The organism is Thalassotalea sp. PS06, assembly GCF_007197775.1.
Lineage (GTDB): Bacteria > Pseudomonadota > Gammaproteobacteria > Enterobacterales > Alteromonadaceae > Thalassotalea_A.
Genome location: NZ_CP041638.1, coordinates 2676966 through 2701622, shown reverse-complemented (window position 1 = coordinate 2701622; position 24657 = coordinate 2676966). Strand labels below are relative to the sequence as shown.

Sequence of the window (24657 nt, the reverse complement as noted above, 5' to 3'; positions counted from 1 at the left end):
CAAATTACGATTAGTATTGGGAGATATTGATGAGTAAGAGTAAAAGCAACGAAGCGGTAGTTGAAGCAGTAGCCGAAACTGAAACCAACAAACTCAAGGAAGAGAAGATAACTCCAGAAGATTCTGGCGCTAATTTAGATGCAACGCAATTGTATCTGAGTGAGATTGGCTTTTCACCTTTATTGTCAGCCGAGGAAGAGGTTTACTTTTCCCGCAAAGCGCTGAAAGGTTGCCAGGCATCTCGAGCCAGGATGATCGAGAGTAACTTGCGACTGGTTGTCAAAATCGCCCGACGATACAATAATCGTGGTTTACCCCTTCTTGACCTAATCGAAGAAGGAAACTTAGGTTTGATCCGAGCCGTCGAAAAATTCGACCCTGAACGCGGATTTAGATTCTCCACCTACGCCACCTGGTGGATTCGTCAAACCATCGAACGTGCCATTATGAACCAAACCCGCACGATTCGACTTCCCATCCATGTTGTCAAAGAACTCAATGTTTACCTGCGTGCGGCACGTGAACTGGTGCAAAAACTTGACCATGAGCCAACCGCTGAAGAAATCGCAACCAAACTCGATGTGCCCGTTGCTGATGTCTCGAAAATGCTCAAATTAAATGAACGCATCACTTCAGTAGATACGCCGTTTGCCGGCGATTCTGAAAAAGCCTTATTGGATGTGCTCGCGGATGAGAAAAGCCAGGGGCCAGAATCCGATCTGCAAGATAGCGATATCAAAGAAAACATCGTGCACTGGTTGAACGAGTTGAACTCGAAACAGCGCGAAGTCCTTGCTCGTCGCTTTGGCCTGTTAGGCTATGAACCAGCCACCCTCGAAGATGTGGGCCTGGAAATTGGCTTAACACGCGAACGCGTACGCCAGATTCAAGTAGAAGCACTGAAGCGCCTGCGCGATATTCTGTCTGCGCAAAATCTCAGTATCGAGGCGCTCTTCCAAGGCTAAGGAAGAACCAAGTTTAAAAACCGGCTGATGCCGGTTTTTTGCTTTTTAGGGTACGCCAATAAACGGCATTGGCTCCGGGTACACAAAATCAAGATTTTGTTTCGGGTACGTAAAAATAGGATTTTTACTCCGGGTACGGGCAAACTACGCCCTTCGAGTGAAAGGGTACGCCAATAAACAGCATTGGCTTCGGGTACACAAAATCAAGATTTTGTTTCGAGTACGTAAAAATGAGATTTTTACTCCGGGTACGGGCAAACTACGCCCTTCGAGTGAAAGGGTACGCCAATAAACAGCATTGGCTCCGGGTACACAAAATCAAGATTTTGTTTCGGGTACGTAAAAATAGGATTTTTACTTCGGGTACGGGCAAACTGCGCCCTTCGAGTTAAGAGCCGCTCTAACCCGTAGCGATGCTTTTCATCGCGTACCCGGAACAATCTCCGATTGTGTACCCAACAAAGCTCGCTCTAACCCGCAGCTGCGTTTTTCCGCAGCGTACCCGAAATGAATCTTTGATTCATGTACTCGAAGAGGCGCTGTTCGCCTCGTACCCGAAACAATCTCCGATTGTGTACCCAATAAAGCTCGCTCTAACCCGTAGCGATGCTTTTCATCGCGTACCCGGAATAAACCTTGGTTTATGTACCCGAAGTGAAACGCGTTTTCGTTTCACGTACCCGGAACAATCTTCGATTGTGTTCCCAATAAAGCTCGCTCTAACCCGAAGCTGCGTTTTTCTGCAGCGTACCCGAAATGAACTTTTGGTTCATGTACCCGCAGTGACGTTGATTGTCACGTACCCGGAACAATTTTCAATTGTGTACCCACGCGAAGTGTCGCCGAATCAACAAGTTGACCTTCGGTGACGCTTCGCGCAAAAATTTTTCTCCCTTCCCCCTTTGTATCCACTGTTTTTTCCGGTAATCTATAACGACAGTCGAAACATCGAATCCAACCTGTTTTTGGTTGTTTTTCCATCATGGTTGATGGTTAAATAGGCGATGTCGCCTCTTGAAAAATCTAAGAGGCAATACGGCAATAAAAATAGTTAATTAATGAGGGTGTGTGCAACACGCCTTTTGCTGAGTGCAGTATGTCTAACGCAGTAAATTCGACACAGAAGTGGTACGTAATTACTTCAAAACCCAGGGATGAGCGTAGAGCGTTCGACAACCTGGTAAGTCAGGGGGTTGAAGTTTTCTATCCCAAGATTTCTGCAGTAAAAAAACGACAGGGAGTTAAGTCGGTTTCCGTTGAACCTCTTTTTCCAAACTACCTTTTCGTAAAACTGGATTCAGTGAATGCCAATTTTAATGCAATTCGCTCCACCCGCGGGGTGGCGAATTTTGTTCGTTTTGGTGCCAATATGGCTACCGTAAACGAACCGTTAATTGAACAATTAAAACAAGATACGGAAATAACCGGCGATTCAGACCAGCTACCAACCTTAGCTGACCTAGAAAATTATCACCGGGGTGATGCGCTAATTGTCACCAATGGCCCGTTCAAGGGCTTATCCGCAATATATAAATCGTCAGATGGCCTCGAACGTTCAATCATTCTATTGAACATGCTCGGCCAACAGAACGAAGTCGTGGTTTCCAATCAGGACATAGATAAAGAGGATTGATTGGAACCACGACTAGTACGCCAATAAAAAACATTGGCTTCGAGAACACCGAAAGTAAATTTCGGTTTCGGGTACGTAAAAATAAGATTTTTACTCCGGGTACGAGACAGACAACGTCTCTTCGAGCAAAAGCAATTTACCCGAAGCTGATTTATCAGCGTACCCGGAATGAATCTTCGATTCATGTACCCGAAGCGAAACAGTTTTATCGTTTCGCGTACTCGGAGGGGCGCGGTTTGCCCCGCACTTAGAAAAAATTCGAAGTTCTTAAAAATTTCGAATCAAAATTTTTAATCACCGAATTTTTTGCCTTTAGGAGCCAAACCTAAGGGCGGAAGCGTGCCTAAAACGCAACCATGGGGTCAGATCTTTAGCTCTGACCCCATCGTTGCGAAAGTATGCAACAAACAGCGTTGCGCCGAGTACGCGATAAACAGCATCGCTCCGAGAACGTAACAAACAACGTTACTCCGGGTACGAGACAAACAGCGTCTCTTCGAGTTAAAGCGCTCTAACCCGGAATGAATCTCCGATTCATGTACTCGAAGTGAAACATGTTTTTCGTTTCACGTACCCGAAACAAAATTTTTAATTTTGTGTACCCGAAATGAATCTCTGATTCATGTACCCAAAAAAATCAAATGATTTTGTGTACCCGGAATGAATCTCTGATTCATGTACCCGAAGTGAAACATGTTTTTCGTTTCACGTACTCGAAACAAAATTTTTAATTTTGTGTACCCGAAACAATCCTCGATTGTGTACCTAAAAACAAGAAACTATTATGTCTACTACCCCCAATAAAACAGCACCTGTCTCTGACAGCGATGAAATTGATTTATCCCGCCTATTTGGCTTACTGCTGGAGAAAAAACTCTTCATTGTTGCGGTAACCGCCATCTTTACCTTCATCGGTATCGCGTATGCGTTACTTGCCACGCCGGTATACAAAGCTGATGCCCTTATTCAAATTGAGCAAAAGAGCGCAGGTCTTCCTGGTCTTGATGATCTAGGTGAGATGTTTGCTACCGATAGTGAAGCGGTTACCGAAATCGAACTGTTAAAATCGCGCATGGTAATGGGTAAAGTGGTTGATGATTTAAAACTGACCAATGTGGTAACACCGAACTATTTAGGCAGTGTTGGCGAGTTCTTTGCCCGTCGTTATAGCAAAATATCTGATGATGATTTCAATCAACCTTGGTTAGCAAATTTAACGTCAGATAAATACGCCTGGGGCGGCGAAGTTATCAATGTCGCGAACTTTTCTGTACCGAGAAACCTTGAAGGCAAGGGCTTTATTGTTACAAACCTCGGGGATGGTGAGTATCAGTTATCATTGGCGGATAATGCGGAAAAAGTATTGCTAAAAGGGCGCGTTAACCAGCTGGCAGTTAGTGAGGGCTTACGCGGCGGCGATATTCGTCTGCTTATCACTGACTTGTTAGCCCTTAAAGGAACTCAGTTTAATCTAACCAAGCAAGCACGAAGTGATGCCATTAAAGATTTACAGTCAGGTTTAAGCGTATCGGAAAAGGGCAAGAGTTCAGGTATCTTATTCCTGACGATGGAAGGTACCAATAAAGCGAAAACGGAATTAATCCTTGATGCCATCACCCACTCCTATGTGCTGCAAAATGTTGAGCGCATGTCTGCGGAAGTGCAAAACTCCATCCGTTTTTTAGAGCAGGAACTTCCCCAGGTTAAAAAGCAGTTAGAAACCGCAGAGGGTTTACTCAACAACTTCCGCCTGGAAAACCAATCTGTTGACCTTTCATTAGAAACCCAATCAATTCTTAATCAAATTGTCGATATCGATACCCGTATCCATGAATTGTCGTTCAAAGAAACGGAAATCTCCCAGCGCTATACGAAAGAACATCCAAGTTATGTATCGCTAATTAAGAAAAAAGAAGATTTATTAGCGCAAAAGCAGTCCTTGGCCAATAGCGTTAAAAACTTACCTTCCACGCAACAACAAATTCTTCGCTTAACCCGCGATGTTGAAGTCAATCAACAAATATATTTATCTCTTCTTAACAATGTTCAACAGCTTAATGTTGCCAAAGCAGGCACGGTAGGCAATGTTCGCGTTGTTGACCAGGCACAGGTTGCCAAGCATCCGGTAAAACCTAAGAAATCATTGATTGTTGTACTGGCTACTATGCTCGGCGGTATGTTTGCCGTGGCTATTGTATTGCTAAAAGCGGCATTTAATCGCGCAATTTCCAATCCCCGCGATTTCGAAGATATCGGCCTTACTCTATATGCCACTATTCCGGTGAGTGAAGTGCAGGATGCGTTTAATAAAAAGCGGGAGCGCGTTAGCAAACTAAAAGCAAAATTAAATAAATATCGACCTAGTTCCAAGAAAGCTAAGTCCGAGAGCAAAATCGATTTTGGCACCAATCGTCGTAAAGATCATGAGTTGCTATTAGCTAAAGAACATCCTACAGATTTAGCTGTTGAAGCTATCCGAAGCCTCCGCACATCTTTGCATTTCGCCATGCTTGAAGCGAAAAACAACGTAGTGATGATCTCCGGTGCTAGCCCGGAAGTAGGTAAATCCTTCGTCAGTGCTAACCTGGCAACGGTTATCGCTCAAAGTGGTCAAAAGGTGTTGATTGTCGATGCCGATATGCGCCGTGGCTATCTGCAGAAAATGTTCGATTTGTTATGGGATACCGGCCTGTCCGATTTACTTTCTAATAAAGCAATTTTTGAGGATGTGATTAAGTCTACCGATGTAGAAAATCTGGACATCGTCACTCGTGGTGCTATCCCGCCTAATCCATCAGAATTACTAATGGGTAAAAACTTTGAAGAGTTCGTACATCGAGCTTCTAAAGAATACGACTTGGTGCTTATTGATACACCACCAATTATGGCAGTAACCGATCCTGCGGTTGTGGGCAACCATGCCGGTACCTCTTTTATGCTTACCCGTTATGAAGTAAGCACCTTAAAAGAAATCGGCGCAGCACTTGAGCGATTTGAACTTAATGGCGTTGATATCAAAGGCGTGATCTTTAATGCGATGGAAGCAAAATCCAGCTCGTATTACTCAGATTACGGTTATTATCAGTACGAATATAAAAAAGCAATCGATATTTCCCAATAGAAATACTGCTGCTTTGTTTTCAGGAAGGGGAAGAGATTTTATTGTATATAGTTACAAGACGACGTAATTACTACTAGTACTAGGTTTATGCTAACGTTGTATTAAACTTTTCGAGTAGAAGAACAATACTGTTTTAGCCTTACTAAACTACTGACCAAAAGTAGATACTTCCCAATATTGTCCGGTAGAATTTAATGCCGGAATTTCTAACTGAAAATCTCCATTACCGACTCATTTTACATTATTACGCCTAATCTCTAAACTTTTAACTAACAAAAAGTCGTACGTTTAATTTAAACAGTATTATGTCGTAAGGTGCGATAAATATTAAAGATTAATAAGTAACCAACTGTAGGGTATTAAAGTACGAGGCTAATTAATATTTGACCTGCCTACAACTTCTGTTGTTTTAAAATAAAACTCATCTTACTGGAGAAAGCTTATAAGAATCGCTTGATCTTCTTTTTTAGACGTCGGCAAACGTCGTTTGGGATTTCTTGATATATTAATTAAATACTGAATGCATTATCTTTATAAGAGAAATTAATTAGTGCTCAACGGTCAAAGGCAAATTTCAAAAAGTGCAAGCCGAATTGACACAGAATAGATTTGAATTTTGTCCGCACCAACCCAATAAATACTTTGCCTTTGCTATCATCCTTTTTATGACTGTTTTACTCGATTTTTCATCAGTTTATTAAAAGCAGAACCTACCAGTATGGTAAGAATTTAAAGTAAAAATATTAGTTATGTTGATATCTTGAATATGACATGAGTCAATTCAAGAGGGATATATAAAGATTGCCATTTAGGAATAAATAGTCACCATACGATGGATACATTAAAAACAAAAATCCAACATAATCTTAAAATAACCCTTTCTGATAAAAACTTTTCTGAACTGTTGAGTGGAAGCTTTTTGACTTTTGGCTCAAAAATTCTCGCTTTGGCATTTAGCTTTGCAGTAAATATTATTATAGCAAGATACTATGGTGCGGAGATAATTGGAATTATTGCGATCATAGTGTCGTTTTTAGCGTTCGCAACAATGTTGTCTTCGGTAGGGTTGAGCACGTCAATATTGAGGTTGATACCTGAGCAGTTAGCTACTCGGACGTTACATGATGTAAAGAAAATCATTTTTAAATCATTCGCTATAGTTATCTTCGCTTCTAGCGCAGTTTCCATTTTACTTTGGTTTAACATTGAACTCATTGCTAATTATATACCTAACGGAGAAGCTTTAACTGAATGGTTTCATATAGCAATTTTCTTTATTTTGCTATCTAGTCTTTTCAATCTAAATCAATCAATCATTCGAGCTTTGAAGGAAGTTAAGTTATTTGCAGCTATACAAACTGTTCAGCCTTTAATAAATCTAGTTCTACTAGTTTTAGTTACGAGTTTTTTTTGGAACGTTAATAATCCTGTATATATATTTTTTTGTTCTATTGCATTTGGATTTATTTTAACTTCTATTTTAATCGTCACGAGTTTAGCTAAAAAAACTGACTATGGCGAAAAGAACATTGGAAATTCTCCATACACAGTTATCCAGATAATTTCGATTTCTTGGCCAATGTTTATGACAAACGGGATGTCTGTTGTAGTTTTAAATACTGATACTTTAATGCTTGGTGCATTGGCAGGAACCAAAGATGCTGGCATTTATGCGGTAGTAATGAAGTTAGGTATGTTATTAACTTTCGTTTTAACATCTATAAACATGGTTGTCGCTCCAAAATTCTCAGAACTCTATTTTTCATCGCGACTGGAAGATTTGAAAGCTTTAGCGCAAAAGTCATCTCAGCTTATTTTTTATACTACATTGCCAATAATAATTACTTTTTTCCTGTTTGGAAAATACTTGTTGGGTGTGTTTGGTGAAGAGTTTGTAACGGGCTATTATGCCTTGCTTATAATTGCCGTGAGTCAACTAATAAATTCAACTTGTGGTTCTGTTGGATATTTTTTAAATATGACTGGTAACCAAAAGATATTTAATTCTATCGTTTGTTGTGGTGCGTTAATAAATGTTTTTTTAAATTATTTATTGATTCCGCCATACGGCATAGAAGGGGCCGCCGTCGCAAGTTTAGTTAGTACTATATTTTGGAATGTTATTTCAACAGTTGTAATTTATAAAAGATTCAATATTTTTATTGGATATAGGCCCAGAAGGTTAATTTAAAATGAATACTCCCTCTAAGGTACAAAAATTGTTATTTCGTAAGGTAAAAAGCTTTTTAAAGTTAGGGAGCGACCCCGATTTTTTCATTCTAGGAGCTCAAAAAGCAGGAACCACTTCTTTGTTCAAATACATTGAGCAAGCCGGAGTTAATTTTAAACCTCCTAGACAAAAAGAATTATATTTTTACACAGAAAATTACTCCCGTGGTAAGGGCTATTACAGGTCAGCATTCCCTTTTTGGAAAGGCAGAAATAGTGTTTCAGGTGAAGCAACCCCAGATTATTTGTTCCATCATAAAGTTCCAGAGCATTTAGCCCAACATCATCCGGAAGCAAAACTAGTCATTTTATTAAGAGATCCTATTGATAGAGCTTTTTCACAATATAATCACCAGAATTTTACTAACAAAACTTCAGCGTACGATCCTCTTGATTTTAGTCGAGCTATTCGCACGGAAAGTGAACGCTACCAGGTCCACCATGAGTCTCCTTTCTTCTACGAATACAAGTACTTTTCGTATAAAGCTCGTGGATTATATGAAGAACAAATAATCAGGTATAAAAAACTGTTCAATGAGGAACAACTGTTATTTTTAGATATATCCGACTTGAAAAATGAGTTGAAGATTAAAGAGGTATTTGACTTCCTTGGGATAACTATCGATACCAAGAAACTTAACCTCAATGAGAAGTATAACTCCAATAAGACATTCAAAATGCTAGATCAAGATAGAGCGTATCTCCTAGAATTTTATAAAGGAAAATTTCAAAGCTTAGAAACTCTAACCGGACGTTCTTTCCCTTGGTTAAGTCCCTATTTGAAGTAATGGTCCATCACATCTCCAATATTTAAAGGTTTTAAATGATTCGTCGAAATAATTCAATTTTTAGGAGATATTTTAGATCACTTTCATTAGTATCACCTTTCTCAATCGTTCGTGATTTAAAAATAAAGTGGCAATCTGATTATCCATACCGAGCATATACAAAGAAATATGAATGTATTTTTATTCATATACCTAAAACAGCAGGTACTAGCATACTTAATGCTTTACAAGGCAAAAAAGTAAATCGAGACCACTGTAGTTTTCACGAATACTCTAGGAGTGATGTTATAAAGTACAGCGAATTCTTTAAGTTTACATTCGTTAGAAATCCTTACGATAGGGCAGTTTCAACTTACGAATATTTAAAGAGAGGTGGTAATCAAATTGGCGGTTTATATTTTAAAGAACTTATAAATAAGCATTATCCTACATTTGAAATGTTTGTGTTGGATTATTTAGATAAAGAACAAATACAACTTCATAAATTATTTAAACCTCAATACCTATTTATTTATGATCATAAATTAGAGTGTCAAGTCGATGAGATTTTTTATTTTGAAAATATAGAAGAATCGTATTCGCATATTTCTCAAGTGTTGAAACTTAATGTTCCTTTGAAGTGTGAGAATAAAGTTGTCAGGGAACATTATTTGTCATATTACAAAAATAGACAGGTGGTTGAAAAAATTAATTATTTATATTCTAAGGATTTTGACCTTTTTGGATATGATAAAATTTAAAGGATAACTTATCGTGTTTAAAAAATTGATCAACTTTTGCCAGAAGTTTATTGCTTCCGTAAATACTGCAGAGCGAATAGAAAGAACTTTTGAACTAAAAATTAGGGCAAATCACTTATTGAATTCGACGTTAAATTCAAAAGGTATGATAACACGTGATTTAAGTGATAGTGAAACCCCCACTGTAGTAAGTCTTACTACTTACAGTAAACGTATTCATGAAGTGCATTTAACTATCGAATCGATATCAGAACAGACCATAAAGCCTCATAGGGTAGTACTTTGGTTAGATGAGGAAGAATTTACGTTTGAACAATTACCAATATTGATTCGAAAGCAAGTTGAAAGGGGGCTTGAAATAAGGTTTTGTAAAAACCTTAGATCATATAAAAAATTGATACCCTCTCTTCAGTCGTTTCCTGATTCCAATTTGATTCTTATAGATGATGATATTTTGTACCCTCATGATCTAATTGAATTGCTATTAATTGAACATGAAAAGTTCCCAGGTGTTATTGTGGGACATAGAGCTCATAAAGTTACGTTCGATAGTCAAGGTAATATCAAACCTTATAGGCACTGGGGTATGGAGTCATCGTCGCATGAAGTGGATAGGACCACGTTTATTACGACGGGAGGGGGAACTTTTGTTCCTAGAGGGGTAATCGACCCTTCTGATATTAATATTGAAATGGTACTGGAACTTTGCCCTAATGCCGATGATATTTGGTTTAAAGCGTTTTGCTTGAAGCATAATATACCATGCAAGAAAGTAAAGGACGATAGAGATTTTAGAACAAGGTTTATATCTGTAGAATCGGTGCAAGATATTGGTTTAAAAAACGAGAATTACTTCGAGAGTGGAAATGATCTCCAGTTAGTTAATATTTTTGATTATTTTCGAATAAAGAATAATTACAACACCTTTATAAATAATAATGAATAAAAACAAAGTAACGGTATACATACCTACACACAGAAGGCCGAAACTGCTAAAACGAGCTATCGAGTCCGTGTTGAAGCAGAGTTATAAAGATATAGAATTAATCGTTGTCTCCGACGGACTAGATCCAGAAACAGATAAGTTAATGGATAATTATTTAATTCGATATCCTAATTTGATTTATTTGAAGTATGATAAACCTAAAGGGGCTTGTGTCGCTAGAAACTTAGCTATTAATAAAGCTAGTGGTTTTTTTATTACTGGGTTAGATGATGATGATTATTTTACCGAAGATAGAATAGAGTTTCTAGTAAGTAAATGGGAAGATAAGTATTCATTCATTTGTACGAAGTCAATTTTTGAAAAACGTTTAGATAGTGTCTTCTATGCACTTTTCTCAAAATTAAATAAAGATTTGATTTTTGGTCATAAAGATTTGATCAAGTTTAATTGCGTTGGAAATCAAGTGTTTACTAAGGCTTCTCGCTTAAAGTCCGAGCTATTTGACGAACGCTTACCTGCTCTTCAAGATTGGGAATTATGGATTAGGTTGATAAAAGCAAAAGGGTTAGCAAAGCGATTTAGGCATAGAACACAAGTTAAAGATTTTGATCATGGGTTTTCTCGAATAAGTAATTTCGAGCGAAGAGTTAGGGGGCTGAGTATTGTAAAAGATAAACATAGTATTAATAACAATGAAATAGAACTGATAAAAACTCTTTGGAAAATGGAATATAACATGCAGATTTCTATGCATGAATACCTAAAGTTGTTGAAAGGCGGGCCCTTTTGGCCAGTATTGAAAATGAGTTTACGAGAAGTAAAGAAGTTAGCCCAAAGCCTGAATTTAAGTAACCATAATTAGTCGCCCTTAGACAATGCTAAAAATTACAACATACGGGTTTACATCGACAGCGTTTTTAATGTTAATTTTAATGCGGCCTTCAACAGGGCTACTCGGTGATTACTCCTATCTGATGAATGGATTTATCGCATTATCGGCATCGGTATTGTGTGTTTATCTCATCATTAAAGATCAAAAATTTCGTTGTTCTCGAGCATATCTTTACTTTATTTTGATCAGTGTTGTCGGCGATATATTGAACTTAGGACTAAATGTTAGTTTTAGTGAATATGTAAGATTGTTTTCAATTCTCTCTTTTCAAGTTTTAGCCATCAATTTTATTACTAACTATCAATCTTTCTCGCTAGCTAAAATTACTTTTCTAGGCTCTCTTATTCCTTTAGGTTTTGGTTTTTTTCAATTGGCTGTTGGAGACTATTACAATTTTTACGAAACTAGAGGTGGAACCGATGTTAGTTCGCATGCAATTAGGTCGATTTTTGTTCATCCAAATGCGTTCGGTGTGTACTTGGTTGCGATTTTTTCTTTGTTGTTTAGTTATGCCCTGTTTGTTAAGCCGCAAAGGAAATTTTTCTATATAGCGATTGGGGCATTACTATTCGCTGTAGTTTTAACCAAGGCTAGAGTTGCTTACGTCGGTATTGCCTCGATTGTTTTGTTCTATCTCACATTTAAATATGGGAAAAAAAATATAATCCTTTGGGTCATAGCACTAATAGTAGTGATTATGGCCTCTTCTCTTTTCTACGAGGAAGTAATATCTTCAGGCAAGGGAATTCGCTCAATAATGTGGAGGCTAGATTTATGGCATCGTCTATTTTCAATGGTGGAATTGAAGGATTACTTATTTGGGGCTGGGAGCGATGCTTCGACCTATTATATAACTCAGAAATTGAATATAGCCTATGTTAGCGAGCCACATAATGATTACCTAAGAGTGTTTATTAACGCTGGAGTTTTTGGCTTGATTTTTTATTTCGCGCCCGCTTTCATTCTTATTTTTAGGTGTTTAACGAAAAGAGTTTGCTCGGGTAAAATAATGATAGCTAGGTTTTTAGGGGGAAGTTTGTCGGCAGCTTTCGTTGTTATGTCAATAACAGACAATATTTATTCAGATACCAATTTTCAGATTGTATTTTGGGGAATTGTCGTAATATCTAGTTTTTACGATTTTCAACATAAAATTTTGAGTAGGAAATTATAGTGGTTCAAAAAAACAAACAACTACTTCTAATATTTTTAGACGGGTTAAAGCCAGAGAGTTTATCTGAAATGCCTTTCTTAAATTCATTTCGAACGAAGGGCAGAATTAAGGGCGAATATGGTTACAGTATAGCTTGTCATGGGAGCATGTATTCTGGGGTGCATACAAAAGATCATGGCTTGTGGTTTGTGTGGTTTAAAAATAAGTTTGGAGGACCATTTTCGATATTTAATTCTTTCAATAATAGGTTCTTTTCTAGTTTTTTAATCTATAAACTTTTGATACATAAACTGGTATCGATGACTGTTGGGCGATTTAATACATCGTTTTTTGGAATACCGAGGTTTGTTCATGTAAATAATAAAATGATTTCTATGTTAGATGTTATTGAAAAACGTAATTATGACGAACCTGACTATCTAACTTTAGTTCCCAGCTTATTTGACTATTTTCGAAAGAATACGGTTTCTTACACCGTTGTTGGTATGGACAAGAGTTTCAAGGAAGAAAGTGAGATTTTAAATCGTTTTAGTGAGCATCGAAAAGAAGATGTAACTTACTGGTTTTTAGGTGATGTAGACCATTTTTCACATAAGTACACGCAAGAATCTTCGGAGGCGAAGAGAAAGCTTCGTGCACTTGATGCACTTCTAAAAAATAAATACGAAGAGTTAGTATCGACCGTAGGCTCGGTGGACCTTATCGTGTGGAGCGACCACGGACACATAACAGTAAAAGAAAGAGTAGACCTTTATAGTGTTTTCAAGCAAGAAAACCTATCGTTGACCCGTTATGATCACGTTATCGATGGCACTTTTGCGCGTTTCTGGGTCAAATCCAAAGAAGAAGAGCAAGAGATCCTTTCGGTATTTAATAAACACTTGGCAGGTTTATTTGAAGTTTTAGACGAACAGAAGTTAAAAGATCATAACTTGTACCAAACTGATGAAAAATATGGCAATTTAATTATCGCTTTATTACCAGGTTCGATATTTACTAAAACAATTTGGGGGTGGTCAAAAGGAAATAACTCAATGCATGGTTATAACCCTAATTATCCAGAGTGTGATGGCGTAATTATATCTAATTTAAATTTAGATTTAGATAACTGTCGTTTAGTGGATATAACTCCTACGGTTTTAAACTATGTTGGTATTAAAGTGCCTGGCTTCATGGATGGAAAGAGTTTGTTAGATGAATAAGTATACGGTCGGGCCCCCTCCAAAAGAGGTTGCTCTTCTGCTTACCCAAGAGTTGTATAGCCTAAACACTGTAATTGGGTTATTTTACGCTGGTTCAGCAGCGTTAGACGAGTTGTTATATACACAAGAAAGAAAGTTAATAAGTGATATCGAGATTGGGGTTTATATAAGTAGTTTTAAGCAGTTCAGGAAAATAAAAAGCATAGAGAAGAAGTTAAGAAAAAAATTTTCTTTTGATATCGAGCTGTTTTGCGTTAGTAAAAACCGCTATGAGTTGGGCACAGTACAAAATGGCTCAAGAATTAAGTCTCATGTTAATCTATTAATGTTTGATATTTATAATTCCGCAAAATGGATTTTTATGAAAGAGGAAGCCCATCCCCCAGGAGAGTTTTTAGATTCTCGTAATATAGATCTATGGGAGGCTGTGAAATTAGTTCTGAATCGGTATGGTGAATCTTTACAGTATTTTGAAGACTTAAGCGAACTTTCTTCGTTAAATGAACAACAATATAGATGGGTTACTAAGTGTTACTTGGCTGTTGGGGATGCCTTTCTAATATCGAAGGGAATGTATGTTAGTGGTTATCGGAATAGGGCAAAATGCTGGGAACAACTAAAGAATGACAATATTTCCTCTAACTTAAATATTCCCAATATTTTAAGTGCTTACCGAGTAAGGTTAGACAATTCGGGAGTGTTTTTTAATGGAAGTTCTGAAAGTTTTGTAGAAGATATTAAAAATGCGATAATTCTAATTTTAAATGTCAATAAAGATACGTTTTATAAAAATTATAGAGTGATTTTGGCGGAACATCATAAAGCTAGAAGAGTTATGTTTCACAATCGTTTTATGGATTTTTTTGTAATTTTGCGATCGATTATATTCAGGCTACAAGAAAAAAAGTTATCCCGAATCCTATATTACCGATTAAAAAAAGCAGAGTTTTGAGCTGTTGGCATACATCTGCTTGGTAGAGAACTTATTGAATGTAAGTAGAAGTGGCAAAGAAAAGCTTGTAATTGGAAGGAGTGTGAGTCCTATATTATATTGGAGAGTATTTTGTGCGTAAGGTAGTTCACATAGTAAACGGGGATTTTTATGGAGGGGCGGAAAAAGTTCAAGAGCTTCTCTCTTTGGAGTTAACTAACTACGATTATTTATTGAAATTCATCACGTTGAAAAATGGGCATTTTATGAAGAATTTTAAAGGTGATAAAGATAATATTGTTCCGTTTGGTTTGAAAGGCCTCTTTGACTTTAAAAATCTAATAAAAATTAGAAAATATGTTCGACTTAGTAATACTCAGATAATTCACTGTCATACTCCACGGTCATTGCTGGTGGGAGTATTATGTACAGCCTTTAGTGATAAAAACTTATTTATCACTTGCATAGCCCGACCATTCGATGCGGCAATTCTCGCATAAAAAATTATTTAAATGTTGCTTCAGAGGTTTTCTCAGGATTTTTTTGTGACAGAGTAATCTGTGTATCGTCATCAATATTTGATTATGCAAAACCCTTTTTCAACAGTGATAAGCTAATCCAAGTTAATAATGGTGTTCCTGAATATAAGTTAAATCTAAGTAGAAATTATTCAGTAACTAATAATAATTTTAATATTTGTTGTGTTGGGCTTTTCAGAGAGCGAAAAGGTATTCTTAACTTAGTTAAAGCAATCAAAAAGAGTAATGTAAATTGTAATCTAAATCTAGTTGGTAGATTTGTAGAAGAATCGTATAGAAAAGAGGTTCTAAATGAATGCAGGAGCTCCAATATACAAGTTAATTTACTAGGGTTTCGAGATAGTGTCCAAGAAGAGATGTTGAAAAATGATTTATTCATTCTTCCAAGTTTGCCTGGTGAAGGGCTGCCAATGGTTTTGTTGGAAGCAATGTCTGTTGGGATGCCTATAATTTGTACGAATGTTGAAGGTGTATCTGAGACTCTTCAGAATAATGTTTCAGCTTTAATTGTTGAGCACTCCTCTATTGATTCCTTATCTAAAGCTATTATTAGAATGCACGATGACGAACTACTTCGAGAAAATTTAGGGATGTGTTCTAGGAACAAATTTGAAAATGAGTTTTCTAGTACAGCCATGACAAAGAGGGTAAGTAGTATTTATGATGAATTCCACGCAGCGTAATCAGATATTTGGGCTAAAGCTCCACCAACAACACAACATGAATAATCTGGTAAATTTAATTGAAAATCATGAACATCAAAAATACAACTATCTTGTAACGCCTAACGTTGACCACGTGTTAAGGATAAAGGGAGGTACGAATTCTCAGTTTCACAGGGCATATGATGGCGCCGATTACGTCGTATGTGATAGTAGAATTTTGAAATTGGTCTCAAAACTATACAAGCATCCTATCAAACATGTAATTCCTGGTAGTGACTTAACTAAGCTTTTATTTGAAAATAGCTTGTCTAAAAAACGAGTCATGGTTATTGGTGGGCAAAATGATGATGTCGAAACACTTTACAACTTATTTAATGTAAAACATATAAGTTTATATTCTCCTCCTTTTGGTTTTATCGAAATAGATAACGAAGTAGAAAAATGCATTAACGCAATTGAAAATGAAAATCCAGATATTGTTTTTCTTGCCGTAGGCTCGCCAAGACAAGAAGTTTTAGCCATGAAATTAAAGGAAACCCATTTTCGAGGTTTCGCGCTTTGTGTTGGAGCTTCAATTGACTTTCTCGTGGGAAGGCAAAAAAGGGCTCCCCAAATTGTACAATTACTTCATTTGGAGTGGCTTTATAGAATGTTATCTCAGCCCAAAAGATTACTGGGTAGATATTTAAAATCTTTTATACCATTAACAAAACTGATTATTGATGATTTTCAAAATGGAAAATTACGAAAGTATAGATAAAGTGAAGTTTATTAGTGTTACCGGGGCCTCTGGCTCAGGGAAATCTACTTTTGCAAGGAAATTGTGTGATAGTATCAATAGTTATTGGGGAATTGGTACTGCAAGCGTAATTAGCGAGGATGAATATTACAAGTGCCTCAAAGATTTAGAGCCAGTGCAAGTCGGTTCTTATAATTTTGATAATCCATTGTCTATAGAACATGATAAGTTGTTAAGTGACTTGGAACAATTGGAAAAAAAACTTTCCATTAAAATTAATGAGTACTGCTTTAGTAGTCATTCCAAATTGGATACATTTAAATATATTGACCCAACAAAAATTGTTATTGTTGAAGGGTTGTTTTTATTAACGAATGAGCACCTTAAAACAAAATTTTCTTTAAACATATTTATAGATACACCAATTGATATTTGCCTTCTCCGGAGAATTGAAAGAGATTTAAAAGCGCGAGGGCGCGATATCCAATCTATATCAAATCAATATCGACATACAGTTAGAAATGCACTTTTTGAGTTCATCTTACCAACTAGGCAAGAAGCAGATGTACGCATAGATACCTCCAAATCTCATAACAACATTGTTAGGTTATTAACTTCTAGCATATTAACCGATGCATTTGTGAGTTAATCTTATCCAAAATAAAAAGTAATAAGAGTTATTATGATTAAACCCGTAATTATGGCAGGTGGCAATGGTAGCCGCTTGTGGCCAATGAGTCGTAAACTTTTTCCAAAGCAATTTTTAAAAATTGCTTCCGACTTTACTATGGTTCAGGAGACCGTAAAGCGTCTGGATGGTTTAGTTGCGTTTGAACCAATTACCATTTGTAATGAAGAACATAGATTTATTGTCGCGGAGCAGTTACGTGAAATTGATCAGTTAGGGCAAATCGTTCTTGAACCAGTAGGCCGAAACACAGCTCCCGCCATCGCTTTGGCTGCATTGTCGGAGATAAAGCAAGGTAACGATCCTGTGTTGTTGGTTCTGGCAGCAGATCATGTAATCGGCGATATTAATAAGTTTCAAACTGTCGTAAATATTGGTTTGGAACAGGCCGAAACAGGGAAGCTTGTTACTTTTGGTATCGTACCTACTCATGCTGAAACTGGGTATGGATACATAAGGAAGGGGGAAGTGGTAAGTGGTGAGGTGGAAGACTCTGACTCTACCTTGACCAATAGCCTTGAAGCTAATGCCCTTGACGCCTTTTCTGTCGATTGCTTTGTTGAAAAACCTGATTTGGCAACTGCTGAGACATATCTAGCTTCCGGCGAGTATCTGTGGAATAGCGGTATGTTCATGTTTAAGGCAAGTCGTTATATTGAGGAGTTAGGAAAGTTTCGACCAGATATTCTAGAAGCTTGTGAAGAATCTCTGAAAGATACGTCTAGTGATATGGACTTTATCCGTGTCGATAAAAGTGCTTTTGAATCATGTCCAGATGAATCCGTAGACTATGCCGTTATGGAACCTCTTTGTGCGGCTGAGGGCTCCGATTCAGCGGTTTTAGTGCCACTTGATGCAGCTTGGAATGACATTGGTAGTTTCTCTGCGATTTGGGATATGTCTGATAAAGATGAGAACGGCAATGTTCACCAAGGTGACGTATTAGGTCATGAGTCTAAAAACAACCTTGTTATTGCTGAAAATAAATTGGTTGCAACGGTAGGTTTGGAGAATACCGTAGTCGTGCAAACCAAAGATGCGGTTTTAGTTGCGGATAAAAGTAAAGTTCAGGATGTTAAAAAAATCGTTGAACTGATTAACCTAAAGGGCAGAACCGAAGCGGATTTGCACCGTCAGGTCTATCGTCCTTGGGGACATTATGATTCCATTGATTTTGGTTCTCGCGATCAGGTAAAACGCATCACGGTAAAGCCTGGTGAAAAATTATCGATACAAATGCATCATCATCGTGCCGAACATTGGATAGTTGTATCTGGTACCGCAAAAGTTACTAATGGTGATGAAGTATTCCTGCTAACTGAAAATCAGTCGACTTATATTCCTGCCGGCGTCGTTCACGCATTGGAAAACCCTGGAGTTTTACCTTTAGAATTAATTGAAGTTCAAAGCGGAAGCTATCTCGGCGAAGATGATATTGTAAGGTTTGAGGATCGTTACGGGCGCGTATAGGCGCGAGGAACGTTAAAGGAGCGAGGACCTTTGGTTCAAGGAATCAAGGATTAAGGACTGTGGTTCAAGGAATCAAGGACTGAGGTTCAAGGAATCAAGGGCTGAGGTTCAAGGAATCAAGGTGTCAAGGCATAAGGTCCGGAGACTTTGTAATTTTAACTGTTATTTACTCAAAGGCTGCGGTTTAGAGCCCGGCAACACGAATACTGTTACTTTATCAGACTAAGAAAGCTAAACTTTTAGTCTATTGTTACTTGGCTTGGTTCATGGAGGAACCATGAAGTTTGAACAGTTAAACGTGTGGCAGCGCTCCTTAGCGCTTTCAAAAGAAGTATACCTGCATTTCAAATCATGTCCTGATTATGGTTTCAAAGATCAGATCACACGCTCTAGTTTATCCATACCTTCGAATATTGCCGAAGGTCATGAAAGACAATCAACGAAAGAATTGATTCGTTTTTTGATGTATTCCCGAGGTTCATGCGGCGAACTGCGAACCCAAATTTATTTAGGTATTGAAATAGATTATATCGATTCAAGTGTTGGCCAGCGTTGGATTGATGAGAGTATCGAAATTTCAAAAATGATAACTGGCCTGATTAAATATAGAAAAGAAAATTTCAATGAATGACAACACACTTGACACCTTGAAGGCAGATAAGCCTCTTGACTCCTTGACACCTACTTCCCTTACTTGTTTCAAAGCATACGACATACGCGGAAAGTTGGGCGAAGAATTAAATGAAGACATCGCTTACGCGATCGGTCGTGCCTTTGCTCTTGAAATTAAACCAAAAACTGTGGTGGTTGGTGGTGATATTCGACTGACTTCAGAGATACTTAAACTGGCATTGGCAAAAGGGCTGCAAGACCAGGGGGTCGATGTCATCGATCTCGGAATGACAGGTACGGAAGAAATCTATTTTGCTACCAGGCATCTAGGGGTTGATGGTGGAATTGAAGTTACCGCATCCCATAATCCTTTAGATTACAATGGGATGAAATTCGTAAGGGAAGACTCTAAGCCGATATCAGGGGATAGCGGTTTGCGCGCGATCCAACAAACCGCAGAAAAAGTGGTGAGTGGTGAGATGAAAGGTCCTTCTGCTGACATTCGTGGTAAATATATCACTCGTAACTTAAAAGCGGAATATGCGCAGCATATGCTGGAGTTCATCGATCCGAAAAAGCTTAAGCCGTTAAAGCTGGTTGTAAATTCGGGAAATGGTGCTGCCGGGCCTGCACTGGATGCTATAGAAAATGCGCTAAATAGCGCTGGAGCAAGCATCGAATTTATCAAGGTCCACCACAAGCCGGATGGGAAATTTCCGAATGGTATTCCTAATCCATTGCTACCGGAATGTCGTGAAGATACCGCTAAAGCTGTTATCGAACATGGTGCGGATATGGGCATTGCATGGGATGGAGACTTTGATCGCTGTTTTCTTTTCGATGAGGAGGGAGAGTTCATTGAAGGCTACTATATTGTTGGCCTCCTTGCCGAAGCATTCCTCCAACAGGAATCAAGGAATCAAGGCGTCAAAGAGAAAATCATTCACGACCCAAGGTTAACCTGGAATACCATTGATTTGGTGGAAACTGCAGGTGGAGAAGCGATTCAGAGTAAAACTGGACACGCCTTTATCAAGGAACGCATGCGCTCGGAAAATGCAATATATGGTGGTGAAATGAGCGCTCATCATTATTTTAGAGATTTTGGCTATTGCGATTCGGGGATGATCCCCTGGCTGTTGGTTGCAGAGCTATTGTCGGTAAAAGGCGTTGCTCTGTCATCGCTAATTTCTGAGCGTATTGCTGCCTATCCATCTTCGGGTGAGATTAACTCTAAACTGGAAAGTCCTAAGCAAGCGATTCAACGAGTGCGAGCTGAGTATGAACCGGACGCAGTCTTGGTGGACGAAACTGACGGGATCTCAATGGCTTTTAAAGTAGGTGAAACTGAATGGCGGTTTAACCTACGATCATCAAATACAGAGCCAGTGGTGCGTTTAAACGTTGAATCAAAGGGTGATGTAACCTTAATGCAGAACAAAAAGCAGCAAATTCTTGAGCTTTTAAGAGCATAGTCTCAAATAGAAAAGGATCATTTGAATGAAGAAAATTGCAGTAGCCGGTACCGGGTATGTTGGATTATCTAATGCACTATTGCTCGCTCAACATAATGACGTGGTTGCGGTTGATATTGTTCCCAGAAAGGTGGAACTGTTAAATGATAGGCTGTCGCCTATTGTCGATGATGAAATAGAACAGTTTCTGGCAACTGAAAACTTAAATTTTAGAGCTACGTTAGATAAACGATTGGCCTATGAAAGTGCCGATTTTGTTATTATCGCAACACCCACGGATTATGATCCTGAAACTAATTACTTTAATACAGACTCCGTTGAGGCCGTAATAAAAGATGTGATCAATATTAACCCAGATGCGGTGATTATTATAAAGTCTACGGTACCTGTTGGTTATACTCAGCGTATTAGTAAAGCGTTGAATACCTCAAATATATTGTTTTCTCCTGAATTTTTGAGAGAGGGTAAGGCTCTTTATGATAACCTTCATCCGTCCCGCATTATTGTTGGTGAAAAAACGGAACGCGCTAAACAGTTTGCTAGGTTGTTAATTCAGGGAGCAACAAAAAAAGACGTTGATACGTTGTTTGTCGATTCCACGGAAGCAGAAGCCGTCAAGCTTTTTTCAAATACTTATTTGGCGATGCGCGTAGCCTATTTTAATGAATTAGACTCTTACGCAGAAGCGCATTGTTTGGATACTCGTTCGATCATTGAAGGGGTGAGTTTAGATCCAAGAATAGGTAGTCACTACAACAATCCGTCCTTTGGTTATGGCGGTTATTGCTTGCCAAAAGATACCAAGCAATTGTTAGCAAATTATCAGAATGTGCCTAATAATATGATCCAAGCCATTGTCGATGCCAATAGAACACGTAAGGATTTTATTGCTGATTCTATCATTGCAAGAAGTCCCAAAGTTGTGGGTATCTATCGCTTAATCATGAAAGCTCATTCTGATAACTTTCGTGCATCGTCAATACAGGGCATCATGAAACGTATTAAGGCGAGGGGTATTGATGTAATTGTATATGAGCCAGTATTAAAGCAAACCGAATTTTTCAATTCCCCTGTGATTACGAATATTGATTCTTTTAAGCAGCAAGCCGACGTTATTGTTTCAAACCGAATGGCCGATGAGCTGTTCGATGTTGCAGACAAGGTTTACACTCGCGATTTGTTTGGATCGGATTAGGAAAATAGGGGGCGAGGGGCTTATGGCTTCAAGGAATCAAGTTACGTATCAAGGGGCAGCATCGTTCCATCTTATTCCTTACCAGTTTGACTCCTGATCATCTCTTGTTCTAGCCTGTTATTTTTTATATTGTAGTTGTGAGATAGCAAAAAGAAGTAGTATTTATGAAGCATGGTATTCTTCAAAGTCACTCGACACTCGTAACCTTCTGTAATCACCTGTTAGATATCTTATCGATCCCACTTAGCTTTGTATTGGCGACATACCTAACCAATCAATTAAGTTTCGATTTGCGCTTTATGTTAAGCGCGGCAGTTGCGGCAATCGTATTTCAGTTTATAGCCAGTTTTAGAGGCCTATACTTATCGATGCGAGGTGAGAGCATTGCCACAGAAATATTCAAGTGTGGTAAATATTGGTTAGTCAGTTTCGCAATAGGGTTCAGCTGTTTTTATGCATTGGTCGAATCTTCGGTCATGTATGATAAAGCCATGTTGTTCTGGTTCTTTCTGCAATTAGGTTACTTTGCGTTGTCTCGATTTAGTTTACGAGAATTTCTTCGATTTATGCGCCGTAAAGGCTATAACCAGCGTAATGTGGTTATTGTTGGCGCAGGGGAAACCGGTAGGAAGCTGGCAGATAACATTATTACCTCGCCAAGTTTGGGCTTAAAAGTAGCGGCTTTTTATGATGATGTGCGAACAGGAGCTATGCAGATTTCGGGGGAAACCCTTGAGATTGTAGGAAATTCACAGGATCTTATCGACGATGCTAAGCGCGTTAAAATCGACAGAGTGTATATCGCTTTATCAATGCGTCATGACGCATTTATCAAAAAAATTGTTGCCGAACTTGCCGATACAACCTGCTCAGTACTTTTTGTACCTGATATGTTTTCGTTTGAATTGTTAAATTCTCGTATGGGGCATTTAAACGGAATGCCCATTATCTCAATTTATGATACGCCAATGGAAGGCGGCAATCGGGTGGTAAAACGCATTTCCGATATTGTCCTGTCAGCAATTATCTTAATGCTGGTTTCTCCAATTTTATTGTTGATCAGTGCTGCGATAAAATGGACATCTCCTGGCCCAGTATTTTTCAGACAAAACCGTTACGGAATGGATGGCAAAGCCATTCAGGTTTGGAAGTTTCGTTCGATGAAAATCCATCAAAACGGTGCCATCGGAGATAATGGCAATAAAGTCGTGCAGGCATCAAAGGGCGATTCGAGAATAACCCCGCTGGGAGCGTTTTTACGCCGCACCTCGTTGGATGAATTACCACAATTTATCAATGTGCTGCAGGGAAGTATGTCAATTGTAGGCCCCAGGCCCCATGCAGTAGCGCACAATGAAGAGTACCGACAACTAATTGACGGATACATGCTTCGTCATAAAGTGAAACCCGGTATTACCGGTTGGGCACAAATTAATGGTTGGCGTGGTGAAACCGACACCCTAGATAAGATGCAAAAACGAATAGATTTCGATCTTGATTATATCAATAACTGGTCAATTTACTGGGACCTGAAAATTATCGTAATGACAATTTTTAAAGGATTTGTGAATAAGAATGCGTACTGACGTGCGATGACGAGGGGTGAGGAATAAAAGAAACTCAGGGTCACATCAACGAAATGTCAGCTAGAAGGTGAAAGTGGTGAAGTATTAAATTACTTTCTTGTTTTGAATAAAAAACCAGCTCAATTGAGCTGGTTTTTCTTTTACGGTAGTGCATCTAAGCGGAAGCAAGCAATCCTTTTATCTTACCCCTCTACACTATACTTACTTTATATCCGTTTGACTTTTTCTACGAGCTATTAATATTCCAGTTAAACCGCTCAAGAAAAGAAGAAGGTTACCTGGCTCTGGAATACTTTGAGGAGGAAGAAGTTCATTGCTGATCCACACTGAACCTAAATAAAGTTCTCCAGAAACTACGCTCATGGGATACGTATCTGTTGTGCCCAAGTATGTGAACATAGGGCTATTATTGTCAATTGTAACGAATTGTCCGGGAACTTTTTCTACGATGGACTCCATAATTCCGCCTTCATTCTCGTGTCCTACAAACAACAAGGTCATGTCATCAACATTGAATGGTGAGCCATCTAATGTAAAAGTAAAAGTAATCCCTTCACCGACATTTATGTTGTCATCTGAGTTGTTGTTACAATCATCGGTTTTACAGACCCCTAAACCAGAACCGGCATCTAACCAATGAAAATCCCCTCCAATTGTTGTAAACGTAACATCAAAACCCGATATACCTAGTAAGTCTTCGAACGTGAATACACCCGGAACCGGCCCTTCATCCTCTTCAGCGGTTTCCGTAAAATCCAAAAGTTTAATCAATTCTGCGTTAGCAAAGGTCGGTAAAGCAAGTAAAGTTGAGAGTAACCCAACTTTTAAAAGGTCGGTAAATTTCTTCATGTGTTGGCTCCAAAATGAGTGTGCATTTACTACAAGTTATTCTTACTAGAGCAGAAACGAATACTCTTACTACGAAACTATGCGTATCAATGCATAAATCACGCCAACGACATTACCTCATTTAAAAAAGTACTCTAATTCAGGGGATTAGGAACAGCCTTGATTTCTTGTAAATTTTGCAATTTCGTAGATTTGTAAAAAAAACTGACAGCGAAAAA

Annotated in this window: 21 protein-coding genes; 20 read left to right on the top strand and 1 reads right to left on the bottom strand. The window is 38.3% G+C overall.

Features of this window, described 5'->3' with window-relative positions; translation table 11 throughout:
• Nucleotides 1-29: 29 nt before the first annotated feature.
• The 20 genes from rpoS to FNC98_RS11865 all read left to right on the top strand — a co-directional run bounded on the left by rpoS (nt 30) and on the right by FNC98_RS11865 (nt 23590).
• Entirely contained in the window at nt 30-965 is a 936-nt protein-coding gene (gene rpoS, locus FNC98_RS11960) for an RNA polymerase sigma factor RpoS (RefSeq protein ID WP_143581460.1), read from the top strand.
• A 1096-nt stretch (nt 966-2061) separates the two neighbouring features.
• A complete protein-coding gene (gene rfaH / locus FNC98_RS11955; RefSeq protein ID WP_143581459.1) occupies nt 2062-2598 on the top strand; it encodes a transcription/translation regulatory transformer protein RfaH in 537 nt (178 codons plus the stop codon).
• Between the two features lie 784 nt (nt 2599-3382).
• Nucleotides 3383-5719: a polysaccharide biosynthesis tyrosine autokinase gene (locus FNC98_RS11950; protein WP_143581458.1), complete on the top strand. Its 2337-nt coding sequence runs from the start codon at nt 3383-3385 to the stop codon at nt 5717-5719.
• Between the two features lie 832 nt (nt 5720-6551).
• Nucleotides 6552-7910 (top strand): flippase, encoded by a 1359-nt coding sequence (locus FNC98_RS11945; RefSeq protein WP_143581457.1) that lies wholly within the window; start codon nt 6552-6554, stop codon nt 7908-7910.
• A gap of 1 nt (nt 7911) precedes the next feature.
• Complete coding sequence (locus FNC98_RS11940) at nt 7912-8736, top strand: sulfotransferase domain-containing protein (RefSeq protein ID WP_143581456.1); 825 nt, start codon at nt 7912-7914, stop codon at nt 8734-8736.
• Between the two features lie 35 nt (nt 8737-8771).
• A complete protein-coding gene (locus FNC98_RS11935) occupies nt 8772-9476 on the top strand; it encodes a sulfotransferase family 2 domain-containing protein (RefSeq protein WP_143581455.1) in 705 nt (234 codons plus the stop codon).
• A 13-nt stretch (nt 9477-9489) separates the two neighbouring features.
• Complete coding sequence (locus tag FNC98_RS11930; RefSeq protein WP_143581454.1) at nt 9490-10422, top strand: glycosyl transferase; 933 nt, start codon at nt 9490-9492, stop codon at nt 10420-10422.
• Nucleotides 10415-11284: a glycosyltransferase gene (locus FNC98_RS11925; RefSeq protein ID WP_143581453.1), complete on the top strand. Its 870-nt coding sequence runs from the start codon at nt 10415-10417 to the stop codon at nt 11282-11284. Before FNC98_RS11930 ends, FNC98_RS11925 begins: the two co-directional genes overlap by 8 nt.
• A gap of 58 nt (nt 11285-11342) precedes the next feature.
• Nucleotides 11343-12488, top strand: coding sequence for an O-antigen ligase (locus FNC98_RS11920; protein WP_185967956.1), 1146 nt, complete (start codon nt 11343-11345; stop codon nt 12486-12488).
• Nucleotides 12488-13690, top strand: a complete 1203-nt coding sequence (locus FNC98_RS11915) for an alkaline phosphatase family protein (RefSeq protein ID WP_185967955.1) — start codon at nt 12488-12490, stop codon at nt 13688-13690. Before FNC98_RS11920 ends, FNC98_RS11915 begins: the two co-directional genes overlap by 1 nt.
• A complete protein-coding gene (locus FNC98_RS11910; RefSeq protein ID WP_143581450.1) occupies nt 13683-14642 on the top strand; it encodes a hypothetical protein in 960 nt (319 codons plus the stop codon). Before FNC98_RS11915 ends, FNC98_RS11910 begins: the two co-directional genes overlap by 8 nt.
• A gap of 113 nt (nt 14643-14755) precedes the next feature.
• A complete protein-coding gene (locus tag FNC98_RS11905) occupies nt 14756-15121 on the top strand; it encodes a hypothetical protein (protein ID WP_143581449.1) in 366 nt (121 codons plus the stop codon).
• Nucleotides 15082-15843, top strand: a complete 762-nt coding sequence (locus tag FNC98_RS11900) for a glycosyltransferase (RefSeq protein ID WP_185967954.1) — start codon at nt 15082-15084, stop codon at nt 15841-15843. The genes FNC98_RS11905 and FNC98_RS11900 overlap by 40 nt, the downstream gene beginning before the upstream one ends.
• 37 nt (nt 15844-15880) lie before the next feature.
• Complete coding sequence (locus FNC98_RS11895; protein ID WP_185967953.1) at nt 15881-16585, top strand: WecB/TagA/CpsF family glycosyltransferase; 705 nt, start codon at nt 15881-15883, stop codon at nt 16583-16585.
• Nucleotides 16560-17213 (top strand): uridine kinase, encoded by a 654-nt coding sequence (gene udk / locus FNC98_RS11890; protein WP_185967952.1) that lies wholly within the window; start codon nt 16560-16562, stop codon nt 17211-17213. The genes FNC98_RS11895 and udk overlap by 26 nt, the downstream gene beginning before the upstream one ends.
• Before the next feature lie 33 nt (nt 17214-17246).
• Nucleotides 17247-18722 carry a mannose-1-phosphate guanylyltransferase/mannose-6-phosphate isomerase gene (locus FNC98_RS11885; protein WP_143581445.1) on the top strand — a complete coding sequence of 492 codons (1476 nt, stop codon included), beginning with the start codon at nt 17247-17249 and terminating at the stop codon, nt 18720-18722.
• Nucleotides 18723-18999: 277 nt separating this feature from the next.
• On the top strand, nt 19000-19353 hold the full coding sequence (locus tag FNC98_RS11880) for a four helix bundle protein (RefSeq protein ID WP_143581444.1): 354 nt from the start codon (nt 19000-19002) through the stop codon (nt 19351-19353).
• A complete protein-coding gene (locus FNC98_RS11875; protein WP_143581443.1) occupies nt 19346-20809 on the top strand; it encodes a phosphomannomutase CpsG in 1464 nt (487 codons plus the stop codon). The genes FNC98_RS11880 and FNC98_RS11875 overlap by 8 nt, the downstream gene beginning before the upstream one ends.
• A gap of 25 nt (nt 20810-20834) precedes the next feature.
• Nucleotides 20835-22004: a nucleotide sugar dehydrogenase gene (locus tag FNC98_RS11870; RefSeq protein ID WP_143581442.1), complete on the top strand. Its 1170-nt coding sequence runs from the start codon at nt 20835-20837 to the stop codon at nt 22002-22004.
• A gap of 164 nt (nt 22005-22168) precedes the next feature.
• Nucleotides 22169-23590: an undecaprenyl-phosphate glucose phosphotransferase gene (locus FNC98_RS11865; RefSeq protein WP_143581441.1), complete on the top strand. Its 1422-nt coding sequence runs from the start codon at nt 22169-22171 to the stop codon at nt 23588-23590.
• 201 nt (nt 23591-23791) lie between these two features.
• Here FNC98_RS11865 and FNC98_RS11860 read toward each other — a convergent pair whose 3' ends face one another.
• Complete coding sequence (locus tag FNC98_RS11860) at nt 23792-24439, bottom strand: PEP-CTERM sorting domain-containing protein (protein ID WP_143581440.1); 648 nt, start codon at nt 24437-24439, stop codon at nt 23792-23794.
• Nucleotides 24440-24657: the final 218 nt, after the last annotated feature.

Bases quoted from the DNA above. Each gene is read 5' to 3' on its own strand.
- rpoS (WP_143581460.1), top strand. From the start codon at position 30: ATGAGTAAGAGTAAAAGCAACGAAGCGGTAGTTGAAGCAGTAGCCGAA.
- rfaH (WP_143581459.1), top strand. From the start codon at position 2,062: ATGTCTAACGCAGTAAATTCGACACAGAAGTGGTACGTAATTACTTCA.
- FNC98_RS11950 (WP_143581458.1), top strand. From the start codon at position 3,383: ATGTCTACTACCCCCAATAAAACAGCACCTGTCTCTGACAGCGATGAA.
- FNC98_RS11945 (WP_143581457.1), top strand. From the start codon at position 6,552: ATGGATACATTAAAAACAAAAATCCAACATAATCTTAAAATAACCCTT.
- FNC98_RS11940 (WP_143581456.1), top strand. From the start codon at position 7,912: ATGAATACTCCCTCTAAGGTACAAAAATTGTTATTTCGTAAGGTAAAA.
- FNC98_RS11935 (WP_143581455.1), top strand. From the start codon at position 8,772: ATGATTCGTCGAAATAATTCAATTTTTAGGAGATATTTTAGATCACTT.
- FNC98_RS11925 (WP_143581453.1), top strand. From the start codon at position 10,415: ATGAATAAAAACAAAGTAACGGTATACATACCTACACACAGAAGGCCG.
- FNC98_RS11920 (WP_185967956.1), top strand. From the start codon at position 11,343: ATGTTAATTTTAATGCGGCCTTCAACAGGGCTACTCGGTGATTACTCC.
- FNC98_RS11910 (WP_143581450.1), top strand. From the start codon at position 13,683: ATGAATAAGTATACGGTCGGGCCCCCTCCAAAAGAGGTTGCTCTTCTG.
- FNC98_RS11895 (WP_185967953.1), top strand. From the start codon at position 15,881: ATGAATAATCTGGTAAATTTAATTGAAAATCATGAACATCAAAAATAC.
- udk (WP_185967952.1), top strand. From the start codon at position 16,560: ATGGAAAATTACGAAAGTATAGATAAAGTGAAGTTTATTAGTGTTACC.
- FNC98_RS11885 (WP_143581445.1), top strand. From the start codon at position 17,247: ATGATTAAACCCGTAATTATGGCAGGTGGCAATGGTAGCCGCTTGTGG.
- FNC98_RS11880 (WP_143581444.1), top strand. From the start codon at position 19,000: ATGAAGTTTGAACAGTTAAACGTGTGGCAGCGCTCCTTAGCGCTTTCA.
- FNC98_RS11875 (WP_143581443.1), top strand. From the start codon at position 19,346: ATGAATGACAACACACTTGACACCTTGAAGGCAGATAAGCCTCTTGAC.
- FNC98_RS11870 (WP_143581442.1), top strand. From the start codon at position 20,835: ATGAAGAAAATTGCAGTAGCCGGTACCGGGTATGTTGGATTATCTAAT.
- FNC98_RS11865 (WP_143581441.1), top strand. From the start codon at position 22,169: ATGAAGCATGGTATTCTTCAAAGTCACTCGACACTCGTAACCTTCTGT.
- FNC98_RS11860 (WP_143581440.1), bottom strand. From the start codon at position 24,439: ATGAAGAAATTTACCGACCTTTTAAAAGTTGGGTTACTCTCAACTTTA.